Consider the following 18435-nt stretch of genomic DNA (forward strand, 5'->3'; position numbering starts at 1 on the left):
GCCTGCTGCGGCACTCGCGGCAGGCTGTGTCGTGGCCATCTGACTGGAGAATCCCATGCGACCGTTTTGGCTCGAGCAAGCCTTGCAGGCCGACCCATCCGCGATGTGCTCGTCACTGCAAGGCGAAGTACGCACCGACGTGTGCATCGTCGGCGGCGGCTACACCGGGTTGTGGACGGCGATCATGCTCAAGCAGCAGAATCCTGAACTCGACGTATTGCTGATCGAAGCCGACATCTGCGGCGCCGGTGCCAGTGGGCGCAACGGTGGGTGTGCGTTGTCGTGGTCGGCCAAGTATTTCACCCTCGAGCGCCTGTTCGGTGTCGAGGAGGCGGTGCGCCTGGTCAAGGAATCCGAGCGCAGCATCCACGCCATCGGCGAGTTCTGCGAACAGTACGGCGTCGATGCCGATTATCGCCTCGACGGCACGCTGTACACCGCCACCAACAAGGCGCAGGTCGGTTCGACCGACGCCGTGATCGCGGCGCTGGAGCGTAATGGCATCAACTCCTTTACCCAACGCCCGGTGGCCGATGTGCAGCGCATGGCCGGTTCCAGCAAGCATCTGGAGGGCTGGTTCTCGCCAGCGGCGGCCAGTGTGCAGCCGGGCAAACTGGTGCGCGGGCTGCGTCGGGTGGCGTTACAACTGGGCGTGAAGATCCACGAGAACACGGCGATGACCGGCCTGGAGGAGGGCCGTCCGGCGCGTATTCACACTGCTGGGGGCTGCGTGATAGCCGACCGTGTGGTACTGGCGATGAATGCGTGGATGGCCCGCGCGTTTCCGCAGTTCGAACGCAGCGTGGCGATTGTCTCCAGCGACATGCTGATCACCGAACCGCGCCCGGATCTGCTGCAGGACATCGGTTTGACCAGCGGCGTTACGGTGCTCGATTCGCGGATTTTCGTGCACTACTACCACAACACGCCGGACGGCCGGATCATGCTTGGCAAGGGTGGTAACACGTTTGCGTATGGTGGGCGGATGCTGCCGGTGTTCGATCAGCCTTCGCCATATGCTGGGTTGCTCAAACGCAGTCTCGGCAACTTCTTCCCGGCGTTTGCCGATGTAAAGATCGACGCGACGTGGAACGGGCCGTCGGATCGCTCGGTCACCGGGTTGCCGTTTTTCGGGCAGATGAGTGCCAGTGGCAATGTGTTTTATGGCTTTGGTTATTCCGGCAGTGGCGTCGGGCCGTGTCACATGGGCGGGCAGATTCTTGCCTCGTTGGTGCAGGGGCTCGATAACCCCTGGACCCGTTCGCCGTTGGTGAACGGGCCGCTGGGGTATTTTCCGCCGGAGCCGATTCGGTATCTGGGGTCGTTGATGGTGCGTAATGCGATTCGGCGCAAGGAGCGGGCTGAGGATCATGGGCGGCGGCCGCGGCATCTGGATGTGCGGTTGGCGAAGTTTGCGGCGGCGGCGGGGAAGGCTGACAAGGGGTGATTGGGGGCTGGCGAGCGCTGCGTTCTTTTGGGTTACCGAGTACATATCCGTTTCTGCGGTAACGGCTTCTTATGGTTTCGCTCTTACAGCGATTCACTTTTCCAGACGCCGAAAAGTAAGCAAAAGGCTTGGCCCCGGCGTACGGCCCTCGCCTAGGCTCGGGTTCCTTCGTTACGGGATTCATCCGGGGGGCAGCGCCTACGGTTTGCTTCGCTGCACCTCCTCTCGATGTGTTCGACTTCGTCGAACGGTCGCTGCGCTCCCACCCCCGGATAAACCCCTTCACTCAGCCTGCCGATGGGGCCGGCACGGCAAGATCAAGAGCTTTCGGCGAGCTGACACTCGGCCATTTGAGTGGTGAAAAGCATGCGCTTGGCTTTAGCTCCCTGTGGGAGCTGGCCTGCCAGCGAAGGCGGCCTACGAGCCGACCAGCCTCCAACTGCCCGCACCCAATCCACTGTGGGAGCGAGCTTGCTCGCGAAGGCGGCCTACGAGCCGACCCACCTCCAACAGCCCACACCCAATCCAACTGTGGGAGCTGGCTTGCCAGCGATAGCGACCTCACAACCACCCAGTTTCTTCCAGGTGTACTCAATGCCAATGTCTGCGGCGCTTAGGGATCGGCACCGTGCAGCAGCCAATCGAGCAACAGGCTACTGTCGCGCGGTGGTGGTGTTTCACTCGGTGGCGCAGGGCGTGGGTTGGCGAGGCACAGAATCGGTCGATCCGGGTCGCTGTCGAGGAAGCTGACCCACACCTCACTGCCGGCGCGGGGCAACTGGTGGGTGGCGAGCCGGCCGGCGCCGGTCAGTGCGATTGGCAGCCACAGGCATGCAGACTCAGTTGTCTGCGCCGGCCAGAGGTTGACGCCGATGCGCCCGCGATCATCCAGTTGCGCGGGCTGGCCGGGCGATCCCAGCACTTTTGCCAGATGGTAGCCGCCGATGTTCGGGCGCGGCTGTGCCAATGGCGGGCGAAAATCGCTTGACCAGGGCAGGGCAGTGAAGTCGTTTCGATAGCGATGCACATCAGTGGTCGGGTCGAGGATCGAGGGGTGCTGGCCCTGGTGGTGCAGTTCGGTGATCAACCATTGTTCATTGAAGGTATTGATCGGATGCTCGCTGATCTGTAACAGATGCCCGCTGCGCAACGCGCTGCAATCGCAGGTGCCCCGGATCGAGCGCGTCTGACAGCGCTGGCGCTGCAGATGGCGACGGCTGCGTTGTTCGGCGTGACGCTGTTCGCCGGACAGGTTCTGCGGTGCGAGTGCGGGCACGGGATGGTTGGCCGCGTCGGTGGCGATGGCCTCCTGCCCGCGGTTGCGAATGCCGTGCGCAGCCATCACCGGTGGCGCGTCATGGCGCTGAAACAGCGTGCTGACGCGCGGTGATGGTGTGTCGTCGGTGATGCCAAACGGCACCGGCAACGGTTCCTGCGGCAGGCTGAGGTTGTCATCGGCAAACACCAGCACATGCCCGTTCGGGTGATGTTCGAAGTGATAGTGGATGCCTTCCTCCTCACACAGCCGTTGCACGAAGGCCAGGTCACTTTCTTCGTACTGGATGCAAAAGGGCCGCGGCGGGTATTGGCCGACGCTCATTTCGATCCGGTAACTGTCCGCCGGCAACTCATGCTCGCCGAGCAATTGCGCGAGGATCGTCGGCACGCTCGTTTGCACGAAGACCCGGCGCCGGGGCGGCTGGTCCAGACTCATCAGCAGCGGGACGAGGATCAGCCGGTAGCCGATGCGGTGGCTGGCGCGATGCTCGCAACTGACGCTGTGGATCAGACCGTGGATCCCGTGATCGGCGCCCAGGCGCAGGAACGCCGGTTGGCGCAGCAGACTGCCTGGGGGCAACGCCGGTGCCAGACCGATCATTTCAATCTCGAAGCGAAACGGCTGATTGAGTGCTTCCTTGCCACTGAAACGCAAGACCGGCAGGCACAGCGGGCCGTCGGTCAGGGTCAGGGTGAACGGGGTTTCCTTATCATTGAGCATTCGTACGGGCTCTGTGGGCAATACGGACGGCAGAGGGTACGAAAACGCGAGCACGAATGGTCATGGCTGGTGGGCTTTTCAGAATCGCCCTACAAGTCGTGGTGACGATGTCGATTCAACAATGATTTTTTTGGTCGATTGCCGACTTTAGGCCGTATAAACTTGGCGCCACGCGTCGGCCAATAGATGTCTCGGCGCCACAGATCAAGAGAGTGAGTAATGGGCGCACAGTGGAAGGTTAAACACAAAGAAGCGGCAGCCAACGCCAAGGGCAAGATCTTCGGCAAACTGGTGAAAGAAATCACCATCGCTGCCCGCAACGGTGCCGATACCGCCACCAACGCACACCTGCGTCTGGTGGTCGAGCAGGCCAAGAAAGCCTCGATGCCCAAGGAAACCCTGGACCGCGCCATCAAGAAAGGCGCCGGCCTGCTGGGCGAAACCGTGCAGTACCACCGCGTGACGTACGAAGGTTTCGCACCGCATCAGGTTCCGTTGATCGTCGAGTGCGTCACCGACAACATCAACCGCACCGTCGCGGAAATCCGCGTGGCGTTCCGCAAGGGTCAACTGGGCGCTTCCGGTTCGGTGGCCTGGGACTTCAACCACGTCGGCATGATCGAAGCGTCGCCGGACACCCCGGACGCCGATCCGGAAATGGCCGCGATCGAGGCCGGTGCCCAGGACTTCGAGCCGGGCGAAGAGGGCGCGACCCTGTTCCTGACCGATCCGACCGACCTCGACGCCGTGCAGAAAGCCCTGCCTGAGCAAGGCTTCACGGTGCTGTCGGCCAAACTCGGCTACCAGCCGAAGAACCCGGTCAGCGGCCTGAGCGCCGAGCAGATGGCTGAAGTTGAAGCGTTCCTCGAAGGCCTCGACAACCACGACGACGTGCAGGACATGTTTGTCGGTCTGGCGGGCTAAGATCAAAAGATCGCAGCCTGCGGCAGCTCCTACAGGTGTACACATAACCCTGTAGGAGCTGCCGCAGGCTGCGATCTTTTTGTCATTGTGTGTGCAATACCTGAATCACTTCGCTGAACCCCGGCCGCGCCAGCACGTCCGGCTGACAGCAACGCTGTTCCAGCGCCTCCAGCACCTCGCGTTGTTCATCGCTCAACCCCGAGTCGACGCGCGCCAGCAATTCCCCGAGCAGAACCCCGAACGCCCGCACTTCGATGCGTTGCAGTGCCCGGGTTTCCAGGTTGTCGGTGGTGGCATGGAACGACGCCGCGCCGAAATCCCCGAGCAAGCAATCGCCCTGATCGTTCAACAGAATGTTGTGGCCGTAGAGGTCGCCGTGGGTGATGCCCTGTTGATGCAAGTGTTCAGCCGCCGAAGCGATGCCCTTGGCAATGTTCAGCGCCACTTCGGCACTGAAGCGGCAGTCCTCGGCATACACATCCCGCGAGCAGCTCGCCAGGCTCGGCAATGCCGCCAGGTTACGAAAGCTTGGGTCGATCAGTTGCATCACCAGCCCGTGTTGGCCATCAGGATGCCCGTGAATACGGCCTTCCACGCGGATCAGGTTCGGGTGCAGGCCGGCGGTGATGCAGGCGTTCATCTCGTGCAGCGGCGAACCGTCGCTGGTCATTTCACCTTTATAGAGCTTCACCGCGACCGGCACCTGCGAGCCGTCGTCGCGCTGCCACTGTGCCCGGGAAATCACCCCCGAGGCGCCTTCGCCCAGGCGCTGTTCCAGACGCAGCGCCGACCAGTCGATCAGCGGCGTGGCTTCCAGCGCGGCGGCATCGGCTTCGGTTTCCAGCGGATTGCCGGCATACGCCAGCCAGGTCAGACTCGGCAGGGTCAGCAGCCACTGCGGCAGTTCACGCATCTGGTTGGCGGCGATGCGGATCAGCTCCAGGCGATGGCACTGGCTCATTGAGGCGGGCAGCGCTTGCAGGCGATTGCCGGCCAGCAGCAGTTTTTGCAGATACGGGCGCTCACCCAGTTCGACGGGCAGGCTTTCGATGCAGTTGTCGGTCAGGATCAACCAGCGCAGCAGCGGCGGCAGTGCTGCGCCCGGCACGTGGCTGATGCGGTTGGCCTTGAAGCCGATCATCGTCAGCGCCGCGCATTTTCCGACGCATTCCGGCACCTCGGTGAAGTGGTTGTCCGAGCAAAACAGAATGCGCATCCTGGTCAGGCGATGCAGATCATCGGGCAGACTGCTCAAGGCGTTGCCGCTGAGGTTGAGCACCTCCAGCGTATCGGCCAGTTCGAAAATCTCCCGGGGGAACTCGGTCAGGCCGCAAGACAGATCCAGCCGGGTAATGCCCGACAACTCGCCGGCGCGCAATTGAGCAAGGGTGTGCATGGGGATGTTCACTATCAAAGGAAAGAAGCGCCGGGCGCTCGGAATGGGCGACATGATAACGGCAAAGCCGGGATTTGCACTGAAGAACGCTCTGATCCTCTGTGGGAGCGAGCTTGCTCGCGAAGGCGTCCTGTCAGTCAGTGATTTGTCATTGACACTCCGCTTTCGCGAGCAAGCTCGCTCCCACAGTGGTAATCGGTGGTGATCAATGGGATCAGTGGGTTTCCTGCAACTGCCCCAGGCGACTGCGGGTGCGCGCCAGATCGATGGCATTCCCGCCAAGGGCCTCGCGCAGTGGCAAGCGGCTGAGCAGGGTCAGGTGCTTGTCCTGGTCGTAGAGCACGTCGATCAGGTTGATGAAGCGCTGTTGTGCGGCGATCGAGCACTCACCGAGTTCCGGCAGGTCGTCGATGATCCACTGGTCGAAACGCCGACACAGCTCCAGATAATCCATCACCGCTGTCGGTTGCTCGCACACGTCGCTGAAGGTGAAAGCGATCCGGCTGCCATCGCACAGGCGCGCCTGAACGTGTCGGCTGCCCACCGGCAACGCAATGGCCGGGGCACCTTCGGGCGGCAGGTTCAGCGCCTGGCGCTGGGTTGCGGTGGCTGGCCACACATAGTGGCCCTGCGTGAAAACCTGATGCGCATGGTTGCTCGCCTGGCTGCGGTAATCGTGCGGGCCGCCGACCTCCATCACTTGCATTCGGGCGTTGATCAATTCGATCACCGGTTTGAAGCGCGCGTGATAGAGCGGGTTGGGCAGCAAGCCTTCCGGCGGATAGTTGGAAGTCACCAGCAGCAGAATCCCGCGCTCGAACAAGGCCTTGAACAGGCGGGTGATGAGCATCGCATCGCCGATGTCATGCACATGAAATTCGTCGAAACACAGTACCTGGCAATCGGCTAACAGCTCGTCGAGGGTGACGCCGAGAGCGTCGTCTTGTTCGCGATGGTTGAACATGCCCTGATGCAACCGGGCAAAGAATTCATGGAAATGCACGCGCTGTTTCTGCGCGGTCGGCAGTGCCTGGAAAAAACCGTCGAGCAGCCAGCTCTTGCCGCGTCCGACCGCGCCATGCAGGTACAGGCTCGGCGGCATTTGCGGCTTGGCGCCGAACAACAGGCTGGCCTGCTGCGCCATGCAATCGATCACCCGCTGCTGGCTGTGGCTGAGGGTGTAACCCTGACCATGTGCCTTGTGCCGGAAATAGTCGCGGATCGACTGGGCATTCGCGTCATGCCCGGCATGCGCGGGCCGGCCCTTGGCGAACCAGCGGCGCAGCGCCGACCAGCGTAGGGTCAGTGGCGATCGTTTGGGCGCTCGAGAGGGCACAGTGCAGTCACTCCGTGTTCATCAGACCGGCGCCCGGGAGCGCGGCGCCGTAGTGTAACCAGAGGCTGCGCCCGGCTTCCATCGCGGCTCGTCGACTGTGGGCGATCACTGAACAGATTTGTGCGGGACGTACAGCTATTTTCAGCGATGTAATTCGCCGTGTTGCCAAACTTTCGAAACATATCCCGGCAGATCCATGGATCCAATCGACTGGCGGATTCGTTGTCCGTTGCTACCCTGAAGCACAGTAACTTCATCCAGGATGTTCCCTCACAAGGAATGGGACAGTGATTGTACGTGTGGTGATGGGCCTGCTCGGGGTGCTTGGGGCCTCGGTGCATGCGGCGGATCTTCAGGTCGAAGTCCGCGTTGACGTGCAGCGTGGCTGCCAGTTGATCGGCCAACAGCGCGAGGCGGGTATCGAACAATTGGGCGTGCTGGATTTCGGCAGTATTGCGCGTCTCGACGACCCGGCCGGGCCACTGGGTGCGGCGCTGACCAACCAACGGTTGCCACGTCTGGAATGCAACCCTGACACGCCGTATCAACTGCGGGTCGACGGTGGCCTGCATGGTGGCGTTGGCGAGGTTCGCTACATGGCGGGGGCGGCGGGGAGCCAGCCGATTCCATATCGGCTGTATCAGGACGCGGCGCGCCGGGTGCCGCTGGTGGTGAACGTGCCAGTCAGCGGCCGGGTGCCGGACACCGGCACGGTGGAGTTGCCGCTTTACGCGCGGATCGAGCGTCTGGCGCAGGTGCCGCAGGTCAGCCGCTATTCGGATCTGGTGAAAGTCACCGTGACTTGGTGAGTGCAGGATTTCAGGCAATCCGCTGGAGGCGGATTGCGCAGGGAAGGGGCGTTCAATCCTGAACGCAAGGTACGCAGGCATCCTGAAGGAGTAGGACGGACGCTATGACAGGCAAGCACTGGATGGTTATCGCCACGGGTACGTTGCTGTTGCTCGCTGACGACGCACAGGCGGCGATCAGTGGGCAGATCAATGCGCGGCTGATCCTGATCGCCGGGTGCGAAGTCACCAACAGCGCCACCCCGGCGATCCCGGTAAGCAATCTGGGCACCCTCGATTTCGGTCAGCAGGGGCCGACGTGGAACGCGCCGATCAAGGCCAGTCTCGACGGCGACAGCAGCGGCAAGCTGAATGTCGCCTGCAATCCTTCGGTCACCGGTTTCACCGTCACCATCGATGGCGGCAGCCACGGTGACGGCACCACCCGCCGCCTGAGCAACGGGCGTCAGACCCTGCCTTACCAACTCTTTCTGGATGCCTCCGGCAGCCAGCGCTACAGCATTGGTCAGCAACACAATTTCGCTGTCACCAGCGGTGCGCAGATACCGATTCCGGTGTTTGGCACGGTGGTGGCGAATACCCGCGCGGTTCCGGCAGGTGTCTACACCGACACGCTGACGGTGACGCTCGACTGGTAACCCCGTAGAGGACGGACACCATGCGCAAGTTTGCATCAAGGATAGGTTTGTCGTTGCTCGGCCTGACGCTGGTTTCCAGTGCCCACGCCGCCACCACGGTCACCGGCCAGATCACCGCCAGCCTGACCCTGATCAGCAGCTGTCAGGTCAACGGTGCCGGTGGCTCCACCGGGCTGAACTTCGGTGCGCTGAACTTCGGTACCGCCAACAGTCTGTTCACCACCGCCAGCGGACAAGTGCTGGGCGGTGGCGGCGGGGCGTTGTCGATTCTCTGTTCCAGCGGCACGACCCCGGTGGTCAAAGTGCGCGCCGGTGCTCACGATGGGCAGTCGCCGGGCGGCGCTCGCGCACTGTACGACGGTGTCGCCAACTACGTGCCGTACGACTTCTACACCGATGCCGGGCATTCGCAACTGCTGCCGATCGACGGCACGATCAACCTGGCGACCAGCACTGGCGTGGCGCAGACGGTGAATATCTACGGTCAGGCGGTGGGCAAGGCTGGACTGCCGGCGGGGACGTACACCGACACCGTCGCTGTTGAACTGACGTTCTGATGCCATGCGCCGCCAAGGCTGTGCCGCGCTGCTCCTGCTCTGTGCGGGCAGTGTGCCGCTGCCGCTGGGGGCGGCGACCAGCCAGAGCTTTCAGGTCAGCGCGACCATCACGCCGGGATGCCTGGTGGTGGGCGGGGTGTCGAATTACGGCGGACTGAATTTCGGTTCGAGTTCGGCCCTCGCGACCGGCACGGTGCAAGTGGCATTGACCGGCGGCGTGCAGTTGCAATGCACGCCGGGGGTGGCACTGAACATGACGGTCGATGGCGGCCAGTACAACAGCAGCGGTCGCCACATGCAGATCAACAGCGGCAGTGCGCGGGTGGCGTATGCGCTGTTTCGCGATGCGGCTTACAGCCAGAGCCTGGGCATCGGCCAGAGCGTGGCGGTGGCCTATAGCGATGCGAACAACATCAGCCTGCCGATTTACGGTCAGGTGCAATTGCCGGGCAATCAGCCCGGGGGGACGTACAGCGACGTGTTGCAGGTGCAGCTGTCGTGGTAAAGCGACATTTGAATGGCCGACAAGGAGCAGGTTCATGGGGGCAGTTACGTCTGGGCATTCGTTGTTGCAGGGCGCGTTGCTGGCGCTGGTCATGCTCGGGGCCGGCCATGCGCAGGCCGCCAGTTCGGTGCTGATCTGGCCGATCGATCCGGTGCTGGAGGCCGATCAACAGGCCAGTGCGCTATGGCTGGAAAACCGTGGCACGGAAACCGCCAACCTGCAGATCCGCGTGTTCGGCTGGAGCCAGAGCGGCTTTGCAGAGCAGTACCAGAACCAGCGCGACGTGATCGGCAGCCCGCCAGTGGCGAAGATCGAGCCGGGGCAAAAACAACTGGTGCGCCTGACCCGGACCAAGGATGTGCCGCCGGGGCAGGAACTGGCCTACCGGATCATCATCGACGAAATCCCTTCTGCCCAGCCGCCGGCTTCCGAGGGCGGCAAAACCGCAGCCGCGATCCGCTTTCAGATGCGCTATTCGGTGCCCTTGTTTGCCTACGGCGCGGGGCTGTGGAGCAAGGAAGACAGCACCCGCCCGCGTGATCCCAAGGGTATCGGTGTGCCGCAACTGAGCTGGCGCACGGTGGCGGTGGACGGTCGACCGTATATCGAAGTGCGCAATCAGGGCGCGGTGCATGCGCGGCTGACCGACGTGGTGATCAAACAGGGTGGACAGAGCAAGCCATTAGCCGAGGGGTTGCTGGGTTATGTGCTGCCGGGCGCGGTGATGCGCTGGCCGGCACCTGGGGCGTTGGCGAGTGAGTCGGCGTTGCAAGTGCGAGTCAATGGCGGGGCGCAGGTGCAGAGCATTGCGCCGGGACGCTGAAAAGGGAGCCATGCCGAGTGGACTTTTGTGGCGAGGGAGCTTGCTCCCGCTGAGTTGCGATGCAGCCCCAAGCCGTGTCAGGTAGTCCGCTCAAACAGTTCTGACGACGGCTGCGCCGCCGAGCGGGAGCAAGCTCCCTCGCCACAATGAATGCATCGTGTCGTCAAAATTCCAGAGAAAGATAACTGGCTTTGGCAAGAGTGGCATCAGGAGGATCGAGTCCATTGACGGACGTAAAGCGTGTATGAGCCCGGGATGGGCTCGTCGTATTCAGCGTCCGTTGTGGCTCATGACCGGCGCGTGTTGCCTGATGTTCGTGCAACCATCCGAGGCCGGCGAACTACCGCCACCGCCCAGCGGCATGGAGGCCGTGAGTGATGCACAGTTGTTTCTGGAGTTGGTGGTCAATCAGATGAACACCGGGCGGTTGGTGGCGGTGCAGCAACGTGACGGGCATCTGTTTTTGCCGGCCAGCGTATTGGCTGAAACCGGGATGAAACTGCCGGGCAATCCTGGTGCTGAAGTTGATCTCGACGGCCTGCCTGGACTGCACAGCGAATACGACAGTGTCGGCCAGCGCCTGCTGCTGGTGGTGCCACCGCAGTGGCTGCCGGATCAGTTCATCGGTAATCGCGAGAACTATCCGCGCACCCCGGCGCTGAGCAGTTTCGGCGCGTTGTTCAACTATGACCTGTACCTCAACGACACCGACGATGCCGGCACTTATCTGGCGGCGTGGAACGAGGTGCGGCTGTTCGATAGCTGGGGCACGTTGTCCAACACCGGGCAGTACCGGCGCACCTTGTCCGGCGATTCGGTCAGCACACTGGACAACGGCTTCCTGCGCTACGACACCACCTGGCGTTACTCCGACGACGAGCGAATGCTCACCTACGAGGGCGGGGACGTGATCAGCGGCGCCTTGCCGTGGAGCAACTCGGTGCGTCTGGGCGGTGTGCAGTTCTCGCGGGACTTTGCCGTGCGTCCGGATCTGGTCACCTATCCGTTGCCGCAGTTCGCCGGTGAGGCCGCGGTGCCGTCGTCGGTGGATCTGTTCATCAACGGCTACAAGTCGAGCAGCACCGACCTGCAACCGGGTCCGTATACCCTGACCAACATTCCCTTCATCAACGGCGCCGGTGAGGCCGTGGTGGTGACCACCGATGCGCTGGGGCGGCAGGTGTCGACCACGGTGCCGTTCTATGTCACCAGCAGTCTGCTGCAAAAAGGCCTGAGTGATTTCTCGGTGGCGGCCGGTACGTTGCGCCGCGATTACGGTTTGAAGGACTTCAGCTATGGCCCTGGCGTGACTTCCGGCAGCCTGCGCTATGGTGTCAGCGACAGCTTCACCCTGGAAAGCCACGCCGAAGCGGCTGACTCGCTGACCCTCGGCGGGATCGGCGGCAATTGGCGTCTGGGCAATTTCGGCGTACTCAACAGCGCCATCAGTCAGAGCCGATTCGACGGCGACGGCGGCGAGCAGTTGAGTCTCGGTTATCAGTACAGCAGCCAGCGCTACAGTTTTTCCTGGCAGCGCCTGCAACGCCGCGATCAGTACGCCGACCTCAGCGTGATCGACAGCCCTTATATCAGCCTCAGCCGGCGCAGCGAGCAGGCGACCCTGAGCGTCAACCTAGAGCGCTGGGGCAGCCTCGGTGCCGGTTATTTCGACGTGCGCGCGGCGGACGATTCGCGCACGCGTCTGCTCAACCTGAGCTGGAGCAAGCCGCTGTGGCGCAACAGCAGCCTCTATCTGTCGGCCAATCGCGAGATCGGCGATAGCCACTGGGCAGTGCAGGCGCAACTGGTGATCCCGTTCGATCTGCGCGGCAGCCTGGCGATCAGCAGCGAGCGCAGCAAGACCGGGCAGAGTCAGCAGCGGGTCAATTACAGTCGTTCGGTGCCGACCGAGGGCGGTGTCGGTTTCAATCTGGGGTATGCCAAGGGTGACGGTCCAGACTATCGCCAGGCCGACGTGACCTGGCGTCTGCAATCGGTGCAGTTGCAGGCCGGGGTCTACGGCACGTCCGACGCCGAGACCCGTTGGGCCGATGCCAGTGGCTCGCTGGTGTGGATGGACCGCCAAGTGTTCGCCGCCAATCGCATCGACGACGCGTTTGTGGTGGTCAGCACCGAGGGTTTCGCCGACATTCCGGTGCGCTACGAAAACCAGCAGGTCGGTCAAACCGATAAAAACGGCCACTTGCTGGTGCCGTGGAGCAGCGCGTACTACCGCGGCAAATACGAAATCGATCCGCTGAATCTGCCGGCCAACGTGCGCAGCCCCAACGTCGAACAGCGCATCGCCGTACGCCGTGGCAGCGGTTATTTACTGGAGTTTCCACTGACCCGGGTGATCGCTGCGAGTATTGTGCTGGTGGATGCGCAGCAGCGTGAATTGCCATTGGGCGCGGGCGTGCTGCACGAGCAGAGTGGCGCGCGCACGGTGGTCGGTTGGGACGGCTTGGTCTATCTGGAAAACCTCCAGGCGCAGAACTCGTTGCAGGTGACGCTGGCCGACGGCAAGACCTGCAACGCGCAATTCGCCGTGGACATGCAGCAAAGCCAGGTGCCGCTGATCGGCCCGTTGGTGTGCCAATGAACGCGGCGCGGATTTGCCTGTGTCTGGCGTTACTGTTGCCGGGGATGGCGCAGGCCTTGTGCTCGGTGGTCAGCACCACGCCGGCGGCGTTCGGTTCGATCAGTTCGATTGCTGTGCGCACCACGACGCAGCCCAGTTCCACGCTCAATGCCGGGTTGAGTTGTACCGGTTCGCTGTTGTCATTGCTGACCAGCAACGACCATTTCTACGCCACCATCACCTCGACCCAGAGTGGTTTGCTCGGGCCGACTGGCGACGTCATCGGCTACACGATCTACGCCAACAACAGCACCAGCTACCCGGTCACCCGTGGCAGCGCCTTCGACTTCGCCCGTAACGGCATTATCGATGCCTTGGGATTGCTCAACGGCACCACCCCGAAAACCGTGCCGCTGTATCTGGGCACGACCATTGGCAGTAACGTCGCCGCCGGGGTTTATACGGAAACCCTGAGCATTTTCTGGAACTGGAATTACTGCTCCGGGATCGGTATCGGCAGTGTTTGTCTGGGGCGCGACATCAATAGCGGTACCGCGACGTTGACGGTGAACCTGACCGTGTCCAACGACTGCACGATTACTGCGCCGAACATTGCCTTCGGCAGCGCACCGGTGATCAGCGCTTTTACCCCGGTGACCGGGCAGACCATCAATCTGGCCTGTACCAAGGGCAGCGCCTACACCGTCGGTTTGAGCGACGGACAGAACCCGGTCAGTGTCGGCGGTCGGCGGCGGATGATTTCCGGAAGTAATTATCTGGCCTACGACATCTTCAAAAGCGCCGGGACTACTCGTTGGGGCAGTGTCGGCAGTGCGCGCCGGTCGAGCACTGACGCCGAGGTCAATCCAGGAAATGGTCTGGGCACCGGGAGCCAGATCTTCAACTACAACGCGAAGATCTACACCGATCAGACCACACCGCCGGCGGGGACGTATTTGGACAATGTGGTGCTCGATGTAGGGTTCTGACTCATACGATGACCCCTGTGGGAGCGGGCTTGCTCGCGAATACGGTGTGTCATTCAGCAATGATGGTGACTGATCTACCGCTTTCGCGAGCAAGCCCGCTCCCACAGGGGGATTGGCGCAGTTTTCACAATGGCAGTGACTGCCTCAATTGCTGTACCGCCGGCGAATCCGTCGGGCTGACCATCGCATAGTTGTACCCGCCACCGGACCAGTAATCGGCCTGCAGATCGCCGTCGCTGCGACTGCCGCGTGGCAGGAAGGTGTTCTTCGGCCCCGGTGGCCGCACGTAGAAACTGACCTTGTGGCCGCTGCGATCCTCATACACCACCATCGCCGCCGGGCCTTCATCGGTGCTGAGCAGGCGGCCACTGACCGGTTCGAAACCGGCGGATTTCAGATCCGGCAAGCGACTGGCCCGGGTGAAATAGCGGTCGAGCCAATGCTGCATGTCGCCGTCAGTGTCGACCTTGTAGTCCGCCGGTAATATCCCTTGCTGGGCGATCAAACGATAGGCCTGCAAGGCATCGGTCATCGGTAGTGTGGATGAGCGCACCAGGGTCATTTCCCGCGCCTGCCAGCCACTGAAACCGCCGATGCCGACCGCGATCAGCAACACCGCCGCGCTGGCCAGGTGACGACGCGACTGACGCTTGAGGCGCTGGCGAATCAGCGTCGGATCGAGTTCCGGATTGGCCGGTTGCTGCAAGGCACCGCCCAGGGCTGCGCGCAACAACTGGGCGTCGTGCTGCCAGGCGCGCACCTGCGCGGCGGCTTCCGGGTGAGTGGTCAGCCAGGTGTCGACCAGACGCCGGTCGGCTTCGTTGAGTTGGTGATCGACGTACGCGTGCAGGTCGCGCTCGCTGGGGGGCATGCTGATCATTTGAGTATCCGCAAAGAAGGGCTGCTGATTTCGCCGTCGCTGAGCTGGCGCAAGGCCTGGCGGGCGCGGGACAGGCGCGACATCACCGTGCCTGTGGGGACGTCGAGGATGTCCGCGACTTCCTTGTAGCTCAGGCCTTCGACCGAGACCATCAGCAACAGCGCGCGTTGTTCGGTGGGCAGGCGATCGAAGGCTTGCAGGGTCGATTGGGCGATCACGGTACGCTCGGTCGAGGGTTCGGCGTCGTCGCGACCGGTGAAGAATTCGAGCATCCGCGCATAACGACGCGAGCGCCGATGGGCGTCGAGAAACTGCCGATAGAGGATCGCGAACAGCCATGCGCGCGCATCACCCTCGGCGCGTTTCGCGCTCCAGCCGGACAGGGCCCGCTCGAGGCTGGCCTGCACCAGATCGTCGGCGCTGCTGCTGTTGCGGGTCAACGACACGGCAAAGCGGCGCAATCTGGGAATGATTTCTCTCAACTGTTCGTCGAATTCGCTCATGAATTTCTACTAGTCACTACGCTGTGGACTAGGGAGACGTCTGCCGTTCGAGGTTATTCCACGTTCGGAAAAATAAATACCGGGCTATGGAATAAATCCTGATGGGGTGCGTCTTGCTGATTCTTCCTACTTGTGGCCGATGGCCCTGGAGTTATTCATGGTTGATCGCACTTCACCGCCGGGCAGGTCGTCGCGCCCGCCCTTGAGTGCCGCGAGCACAGTGTTGCGCCTGACGGCGATTGCCGTGGTGGTTGCCGCAGTGGCCGGGGCGTTTGCCTACGTGCACGGTAACCTTGACCCACAACGTCTGACGCCCAAGGCGCTGGTCGATGTGCTGGAGAAAAACAACGGCGTGCATCCCGGGTTCCGGCGCAACCACGCCAAGGGCGTGTGCGTGATCGGGCATTTCGAGAGCAGTGGCGAGGCGCGGGCGTTTTCTTCGGCGCAGGTGTTCAACGAGGCGCAGACTCCGGTGGTCGGGCGCTTCGCATTGCCGGCAGGGAATCCCTACGCCCCGGACAGCAGCGTGCCGATCCGCAGTCTCGCGCTGCGTTTCACCCAGGCCAACGGTCAGCAATGGCGCACCGGGATGAACAGCATGCCGGTGTTCCCGGTTGGCACCCCCGAGGCGTTCTATCAGTTGCAGCAGGCGCAGTCTCCGGATCCGGCCACGGGTAAACCGGATCCGTCGAAAGTGCCGGCATTCTTTGCCGCGCACCCGGAAGCCGTGCCGTTTCTGACGTGGGTGAAGACCGCCAAACCGTCGGCCAGCTATGCCACTGAAACCTACAACAGCGTGAATGCGTTCTATCTGGTCAACGCCAGTGGGCAGAAGCAGGCGGTGCGCTGGAGTGTCACGCCACTGGCGCGCGATGCCGCCGGAGCCTCGGCGCCGGAGGGCGCGGATTTTCTCGAAAAGGATCTGGTGCAGCGCCTGGCCGAGGGACCGTTGCGCTGGCAGTTGAATATCACCCTGGCCAACCCCGGTGATCCGGTGAACGATGCCAGCAAAACCTGGCCCGAGGGTCGCAAGGTGATCAACGCCGGCACGCTGGTGCTGGAGAAGACTCAGCCGCAGCTCAGCGGCGAATGCCGCGACATCAACTACGATCCGCTGGTGCTGCCAGCCGGGATCGAAGGCTCCGACGACCCGCTGCTCGCGGCGCGTTCCGCCGGTTACGCCGATTCTTATCTACGGCGCACCAGTGAAGTCAGCCAATTGCCCGCCGCCAGACAGGAGGCTCGCCCATGAGCACGCAACCGACTCATTTCGCGCTGCTGGCGCGGCTGCTGCACTGGCTGATGGCGCTGATGATCATCGCCATGTTGTTCATTGGCGCCGGCATGGTCACTTCGGTTTCACAGCGGCATGAATGGCTGATTCATCTGCACAAACCGCTGGGGATCGCGATTCTGCTGCTGGTGGTCGTGCGTCTGTTGGTGCGGTTTTCCACTCGACAGCCGCCGCTGCCGGCGGATCTGCCGGGCTGGCAGGTGATGGCGGCCAAGGCTTCGCATGTGTTGTTGTACGCCTTGATGCTGGTGCTGCCGCTGCTCGGTTGGGCGATGATCAGTGCGTCCGGGGAGCCGGTGATGCTCAGCAATACCTTGCAGTTGCCGTCGATCCTGCCGGCCGATGCGCAAGTGTTTGCCCTGCTGCGCAAGGCGCATGGCTATCTGGCGTACCTGTTGTTCCTGACCGTGCTGTTGCACCTGGCAGCGGCACTGTTCCATGGTTGGGTGCGTCGCGACGAGGTGCTCGACAGCATGTTGCGCGGTCGCGATCGCGATTAACCCGTCTGTGTGGCGCACCGCTGCGGTGCGCCACTTCTCAGGGTCAGCCACCAATAACCCAGCGCCACTGCGTTGATAACGGCGCCAAGCAGACACACGCCGATCCAGCCGGCCCAGGCGTACATCGCCGTCGAGGTAATCGAACCCAATGCACTGCCGATCGAATAGAACAGCATGTAGCCGGCGGTGAGGCGGCTTTGCGCTTCAGGGCGTACGCTGTAGATCATGCTCTGGCTGGTGACGTGCACGGCCTGCAAGCCCAGATCGAGGGTGATCACGCCGAGCAACAGCGCCCACAGCGAGGACTGGGTGAGGGCGATCGGCAGCCACGAGGCGAGCATCAGCAGCAGCGACAGACCGCTGACCCATTGGCCCAGACCGCGATCAGCCAGATGTCCGGCGCGCGCGGCGGCGAGTGCACCGGCGGCGCCGGCCAAGCCGAACAGGCCAATTTCGCTATGGGATAACGACAGCGGCGGGGCGGCCAGCGGCAGCACCATCGGCGTCCACAGCACCATGGCGCTGGCAAAGGTCAGCAGCGCGAGAATCGCCCGTTGGCGCAGCACCGGCTCTTGCCTGAACAGGCTGAATACCGAAGCGATCAGCGCGCCGTAACGGCTTGCGGGCTGCGCGGCTTCATCCCTGGGCAAGACGCGCAACAGCAGCAGTGCCATCAGCAGCGTCAGCCCCGCCGACAGCAGATAGATCGCCCGCCAACCCGCCAGATCAGCCATGACCCCGGCAATGGTGCGCGCGAGCAGAATGCCGACGACGATGCCGCTGGTGACGACGCCGACCACCCGGCCGCGTTGCGCCGGGATCGCCAGGGTCGCGGCGTAGGCCACCAGCACTTGCGTCACCACCGCGAGCAAACCGGTCAGGGTCATGCCGAGCAGCAACCACACACTGCTGGGTGCCAGCGCGATCATCAACAGCGCGGCGGCCGAGAGCAGGGTCTGGGTGACGATCAGTCGCCGTCGGTTGAGCAGGTCGCCGAGTGGCACCAGCAATACCAGACCGATGCCATAGCCGATTTGCGTCAGGGTAATGACGATGCCGATGGTTGCCGGTGACATGGCGAAGGCATCGGCCATGGCGTCCAGCAGCGGCTGCGCGTAATACACGTTGCCCACCGCCAGTCCACAGGCGACGGCAAACAGCAGCACCACGCTGCTTTTGAGAGGTTGAGGTTGCATGCCCTGTTTCCTTTTTGGGTTTCAAATTAAAACCAGAATCACGGTAAGCATTCTGGTT

At 62.7% G+C, this 18435-nt stretch carries 17 protein-coding genes; 11 read left to right on the forward strand and 6 right to left on the reverse strand.

Annotation, left to right across the window (positions count from 1 at the left end):
• Nucleotides 1–55 precede the first annotated feature (55 nt).
• Nucleotides 56–1447, forward strand: a complete 1392-nt coding sequence (locus tag CRO59_RS13320; RefSeq protein ID WP_097088192.1) for an FAD-dependent oxidoreductase — start codon at nt 56–58, stop codon at nt 1445–1447.
• 613 nt (nt 1448–2060) lie between these two features.
• Here the strand turns inward: CRO59_RS13320 and CRO59_RS13325 are convergent.
• A complete protein-coding gene (locus CRO59_RS13325) occupies nt 2061–3446 on the reverse strand; it encodes a type VI secretion system Vgr family protein (RefSeq protein ID WP_097088190.1) in 1386 nt (461 codons plus the stop codon).
• A 219-nt stretch (nt 3447–3665) separates the two neighbouring features.
• Here CRO59_RS13325 and CRO59_RS13330 point away from each other — a divergent pair, with 219 nt between their 5' ends.
• Entirely contained in the window at nt 3666–4370 is a 705-nt protein-coding gene (locus CRO59_RS13330; RefSeq protein WP_027614601.1) for a YebC/PmpR family DNA-binding transcriptional regulator, read from the forward strand.
• A gap of 82 nt (nt 4371–4452) precedes the next feature.
• Here CRO59_RS13330 and CRO59_RS13335 read toward each other — a convergent pair whose 3' ends face one another.
• Nucleotides 4453–5766 carry a leucine-rich repeat-containing protein kinase family protein gene (locus tag CRO59_RS13335; RefSeq protein WP_097088188.1) on the reverse strand — a complete coding sequence of 438 codons (1314 nt, stop codon included), beginning with the start codon at nt 5764–5766 and terminating at the stop codon, nt 4453–4455.
• A 214-nt stretch (nt 5767–5980) separates the two neighbouring features.
• On the reverse strand, nt 5981–7102 hold the full coding sequence (gene zapE / locus CRO59_RS13345; protein ID WP_097088185.1) for a cell division protein ZapE: 1122 nt from the start codon (nt 7100–7102) through the stop codon (nt 5981–5983).
• A 305-nt stretch (nt 7103–7407) separates the two neighbouring features.
• Between zapE and CRO59_RS13350 the strand changes: the two genes are divergently transcribed.
• The 7 genes from CRO59_RS13350 (at nt 7408) to CRO59_RS13380 (ending at nt 14004) form a co-directional block, all read left to right on the forward strand.
• Nucleotides 7408–7911 carry a spore coat U domain-containing protein gene (locus CRO59_RS13350; RefSeq protein WP_167734198.1) on the forward strand — a complete coding sequence of 168 codons (504 nt, stop codon included), beginning with the start codon at nt 7408–7410 and terminating at the stop codon, nt 7909–7911.
• A 104-nt stretch (nt 7912–8015) separates the two neighbouring features.
• Nucleotides 8016–8549 (forward strand): spore coat U domain-containing protein, encoded by a 534-nt coding sequence (locus CRO59_RS13355; protein ID WP_096795681.1) that lies wholly within the window; start codon nt 8016–8018, stop codon nt 8547–8549.
• A 20-nt stretch (nt 8550–8569) separates the two neighbouring features.
• Nucleotides 8570–9106, forward strand: coding sequence for a spore coat U domain-containing protein (locus CRO59_RS13360; RefSeq protein ID WP_027614606.1), 537 nt, complete (start codon nt 8570–8572; stop codon nt 9104–9106).
• A 4-nt stretch (nt 9107–9110) separates the two neighbouring features.
• A complete protein-coding gene (locus CRO59_RS13365; protein ID WP_095138831.1) occupies nt 9111–9611 on the forward strand; it encodes a spore coat U domain-containing protein in 501 nt (166 codons plus the stop codon).
• Between the two features lie 34 nt (nt 9612–9645).
• A complete protein-coding gene (locus CRO59_RS13370) occupies nt 9646–10434 on the forward strand; it encodes a molecular chaperone (RefSeq protein WP_097088182.1) in 789 nt (262 codons plus the stop codon).
• A gap of 244 nt (nt 10435–10678) precedes the next feature.
• Entirely contained in the window at nt 10679–13036 is a 2358-nt protein-coding gene (locus CRO59_RS13375; protein WP_097088180.1) for a fimbria/pilus outer membrane usher protein, read from the forward strand.
• Complete coding sequence (locus CRO59_RS13380) at nt 13033–14004, forward strand: spore coat U domain-containing protein (RefSeq protein ID WP_096795677.1); 972 nt, start codon at nt 13033–13035, stop codon at nt 14002–14004. The genes CRO59_RS13375 and CRO59_RS13380 overlap by 4 nt, the downstream gene beginning before the upstream one ends.
• 124 nt (nt 14005–14128) lie before the next feature.
• Here CRO59_RS13380 and CRO59_RS13385 read toward each other — a convergent pair whose 3' ends face one another.
• Nucleotides 14129–14884, reverse strand: a complete 756-nt coding sequence (locus CRO59_RS13385) for an anti-sigma factor (RefSeq protein ID WP_097088179.1) — start codon at nt 14882–14884, stop codon at nt 14129–14131.
• On the reverse strand, nt 14881–15387 hold the full coding sequence (locus tag CRO59_RS13390; RefSeq protein WP_097088177.1) for an RNA polymerase sigma factor: 507 nt from the start codon (nt 15385–15387) through the stop codon (nt 14881–14883). The genes CRO59_RS13385 and CRO59_RS13390 overlap by 4 nt, the downstream gene beginning before the upstream one ends.
• A 157-nt stretch (nt 15388–15544) precedes the next feature.
• On the opposite strand from CRO59_RS13390, the gene CRO59_RS13395 reads away from it, so the two are divergent.
• Nucleotides 15545–16639: a catalase family peroxidase gene (locus tag CRO59_RS13395; protein WP_097088175.1), complete on the forward strand. Its 1095-nt coding sequence runs from the start codon at nt 15545–15547 to the stop codon at nt 16637–16639.
• On the forward strand, nt 16636–17181 hold the full coding sequence (locus CRO59_RS13400; RefSeq protein WP_027614614.1) for a cytochrome b: 546 nt from the start codon (nt 16636–16638) through the stop codon (nt 17179–17181). Before CRO59_RS13395 ends, CRO59_RS13400 begins: the two co-directional genes overlap by 4 nt.
• Here the strand turns inward: CRO59_RS13400 and CRO59_RS13405 are convergent.
• Nucleotides 17178–18377 (reverse strand): MFS transporter, encoded by a 1200-nt coding sequence (locus CRO59_RS13405; protein ID WP_097088173.1) that lies wholly within the window; start codon nt 18375–18377, stop codon nt 17178–17180. The genes CRO59_RS13400 and CRO59_RS13405 overlap by 4 nt on opposite strands.
• Nucleotides 18378–18435: the final 58 nt, after the last annotated feature.

It is taken from the genome of Pseudomonas sp. LAMO17WK12:I5, from assembly GCF_900215165.1.
Classification (GTDB): domain Bacteria; phylum Pseudomonadota; class Gammaproteobacteria; order Pseudomonadales; family Pseudomonadaceae; genus Aquipseudomonas; species Aquipseudomonas putida_A.